The sequence below is a fragment of the Archangium sp. genome (assembly GCF_036388035.1).
Lineage (GTDB): Bacteria > Myxococcota > Myxococcia > Myxococcales > Myxococcaceae > Archangium.
This window is the reverse complement of sequence record NZ_DASVSO010000147.1, coordinates 1-3,160: the sequence shown is the minus strand read 5'-3', so window position 1 is coordinate 3,160 and position 3,160 is coordinate 1. Positions and strand designations below refer to the sequence as shown.

Annotated in this window: 3 protein-coding genes; 2 read left to right on the top strand and 1 reads right to left on the bottom strand. The window is 70.2% G+C overall.

The window, feature by feature from the left end:
- Both VF697_RS06425 and VF697_RS06420 read left to right on the top strand, forming a co-directional pair.
- A partial coding sequence (locus tag VF697_RS06425; protein ID WP_331092606.1) for a hypothetical protein occupies positions 1-884 on the top strand: 884 nt, incomplete at its 5' end.
- A gap of 3 nt (positions 885-887) precedes the next feature.
- Positions 888-1,214: a hypothetical protein gene (locus VF697_RS06420; RefSeq protein ID WP_331092605.1), complete on the top strand. Its 327-nt coding sequence runs from the start codon at positions 888-890 to the stop codon at positions 1,212-1,214.
- A gap of 4 nt (positions 1,215-1,218) precedes the next feature.
- Here the strand turns inward: VF697_RS06420 and VF697_RS06415 are convergent.
- Positions 1,219-3,160 (bottom strand): PAS domain S-box protein (locus tag VF697_RS06415; protein WP_331092604.1); only part of this gene is annotated, 1,942 nt, incomplete at its 5' end.

Here is a 3,160-nt window from a genome sequence, read left to right as displayed (position 1 = left end):
AGACGCCCGGCAGCTTCCGGGAGCCCGTGGCGCAGTTCCAGAAGGGCACCGCGCAGGCCAGCACCGCGCTGGGCAGCTACTACGCGGAGATGAACCGCTTCGAGCGCAACCTCTACCTCGACGAGCGCCTGTACGACACGGGGCTGGAGGTGCTCGCCAGCGACGCGAGTGGCCAGGCCACGCCGCTGCTGGGCAAGGTCTTCACGCCGGAGTCCATCCAGGCGCGCATGGACGCCATCGCCCTGCTGGGCGTCTACGCCGAGCGGCTCGTCACCCTGGCCGGCTCGGAGGACGCGGGCAAGCTGACCGAGGGCGCGCAGCCCCTGGGCCAGCAGCTCGGCGGTCTGGGGCAGCAACTCCAGACGCTGGCGGGCAAGGGGGACAGCTCGGCCAGCAAGTACGTGGAGCCGGTGACGACGCTGGTGGGCGTGGTGGGCTCGCTCTACCTGGAGAACAAGCAGGCCCAGGCGCTCCAGAAGGGCATCGAGCAGGGAGAGCCCCAGGTGAAGGCCATCATCGATCTGCTGGAGGCGGACCTGGTGGGCGTGCTCGGGCCGCAGCGGCTCACGGGCGCCAGGCAGGCGCTGGCCTCGCGGGTGGGCTTCTACAACGCCCAGAAGAACAAGCTCTCGCTGGCCGAGCGCCGCGAGGTGCTCGAGGACATCCGCCGGGCCTCCGAGGACTACGAGGCCCTGGTGGTGGCCAACCCGGTGGACATGGCCCGCGCCCTGCGCGACGCGCACGAGGCGCTGCTGCGCTTCGCCCGCGCCGAGCGCCAGCTGGAGTCCTTCCAGGAGCTGTCCGCCGCCATGCAGGCCTTCCAGGGCCGCGTCCAGACAGCCGCCGCCGCCGTGCAGCGCATCCGTGAGCCCCAGGGGGAGTGAGCCATGCTCTTCGACACCCAGACGTTGACCCGCATCATCGAGCGCAGCTTCGACCTGTCGATGAGTGGCGCCCTGTCGCCGGAGACTCGCGCCGAGTACCTCGCCCACGGCAAGCGATTGCGCGAGCTGATGATGCGACTGCTCGGCGCGCGCTTCGACGCGGAGTCGGCCGTGTTCAAGCAGGCCACCGCCGCCATGCATGACACCAACCACGCCCTCGCCCAGGCCGCCGACGACCTGAACAAGGTGACGCAGGTGGTGGGCCGGCTGGGCGAGCTCGCCGGCTACCTGGACAAGGCGCTCCAGCTGGCGGGCAAGGTCATCACGTAGCCCCTCACGCGCGTCCCTGGAAGATCCGCTCCGGGCGCGAGGCCGCGCTCCCGGGCCTCAGCGGGTGGAGGTCCGGGGACGCGAGCAGCTCGACGAAGAAGGTCGTGCCCTGGCCAGGGCCCGCGCTCTCCAACCAGATGCGGCCGCCGTGCGCCTCCACGATCTGCCGGCTGATGAAGAGTCCCAGGCCGAGCCCGGAGATGTCGTTGGCGGAGACGGCCCGCTCGAAGCGGTTGAAGACACGCTCCTGGTGCTCCTTCGCGATGCCCAGCCCCTCATCTCTCACGCTCAGCAGGACGTGCCCCTCGTGTGTCCGCAGCTTCACGGTCACCGGCTTGCCGTCGCCGTAGCGCATGGCGTTGGTGAGCAGGTTCGTCACCACCTGCTCGATGCGGAAGCGGTCCCACCGGACCTCGAGCCGCTCCGGCGCGTCCAGCGTGGCGGGGGTGCCGGCCTCGGCGAGATGGGGGCCCAGGCGCTCCAGCACCTCGTGGAGCAACTCGACGGCGTCCAGCGGGCCCGGCTCGATGACGAGGCGGCCCGTCCGGATGCGCGCGATGTCGAGCATGTCGTTGATCAGCCGCCCGAGTCGCGCGAGCTGCTGATTCGACTGCTCCACGAGCTTGACCACCTGCTCGGGCGAATAGGCGTGCGGGTCGCCGCGCCCGATGCGGCGCTGGGTCATCTGGAACTGCAGCTTCAGCGACGTGAGCGGTGTCCGCAGCTCATGACTGGCGATGGAGAGGAACTCGTCGCGCGCCCGCAGGGCCTCCTTGAGCTGGGCTTCGGCCTCGAGCTGCGCGGTGATGTCCGTGTTGGTGCCGAACCAGCGGCGCACCCGGCCTGTTTCATCCCGAATGGGTCGGGCGCGGGAGAGGAACCAGCGGTACTCACCCGTCTTGCCGCGCAGCGGGAAGGTGTCTTCCCACACCTTGCCCTCGGCGACGTGCTGCGTGAACCGCTCGACGACTCGCTGGACGTGGTCCTCGTGGTGGACCTTCTGCCAGCCCCAGCCGAGCATCTCCTCGAGCGTCGTGCCCGTGTAGTCGAACCAGCGCTGGTTGTACCAGAAGATGCTCCCCGTCTCGTCCGCCATCCAGGCGAGCTGCGAGATGTTGTCGGCGAGCGCCTCGAAGCGCTCCTTGCTCTCGCGCAGGGCGGCCTCGGCCCGGTGGCGCTCGGTCAGATCCAACATCGAGCCAATCATGCGGACCGCCCTGCCAGAGGCGTCCCGGCTGATGTAGCCGCGATCCAGCATGGCGGCATAGGAGCCGTCGCTCCTGCGAAAGCGGTACTCGTCGGTCCAGCTCTCCTGGCCTTCGTCGATCGCCGCGTGGACCTCGGTGACCACCCTGTCCCGGTCCTCCGGATGGATCCGGCTGTACCACCCGTCGATGGTGGGGCCGAGCTCCTCGCGCGTGCAGCCGAAATGCGTCTGGACCGCGTCATTCCAGTCGAGCCGGTCCGTTGCGAGCTCCCAGTCCCAGATGACGTCGTTGGTGGCGTGGCTGACGAGGCGGTAGCGCTCCTCGCTGCGGCGGACGGCCGCCTCGGCCTCGACGCGGGCCGTGATGTCCATCTGCGCGACCACGCCCCCGAGGATTCTTCCCGTCGCATCCCGCACCGGCGCGGCGGAGTTCAGCATGGTGCGGCGTGTCCCCGGCGCGTCGAACGGTTCGATCTCCACGAGGTCTCCCGGGATGATCTCCCCGCGCAGCGCGCGGGCCATGGCCCACTCCTGGGGCTCCAGGCGGCGGCCGTGTCGCTCCGAGCCGTCGGCCCACCAGCCCTTCCACTCCCGGTACTCGTCCACGCCGCTGGACAGCGGCGCGGCCCCCCACAGGCGCGCATTGGCGGGGTTCATTCGGACGAGCCGGCCGTTCGCATCCGCCACGATGATGCCCGCGGGCGCCGCTTCGAGGACGGCATCGAACAGGTGGCTCTCG

Bases quoted from the DNA above. Each gene is read 5' to 3' on its own strand.
- VF697_RS06420 (WP_331092605.1), top strand. From the start codon at position 888: ATGCTCTTCGACACCCAGACGTTGACCCGCATCATCGAGCGCAGCTTC.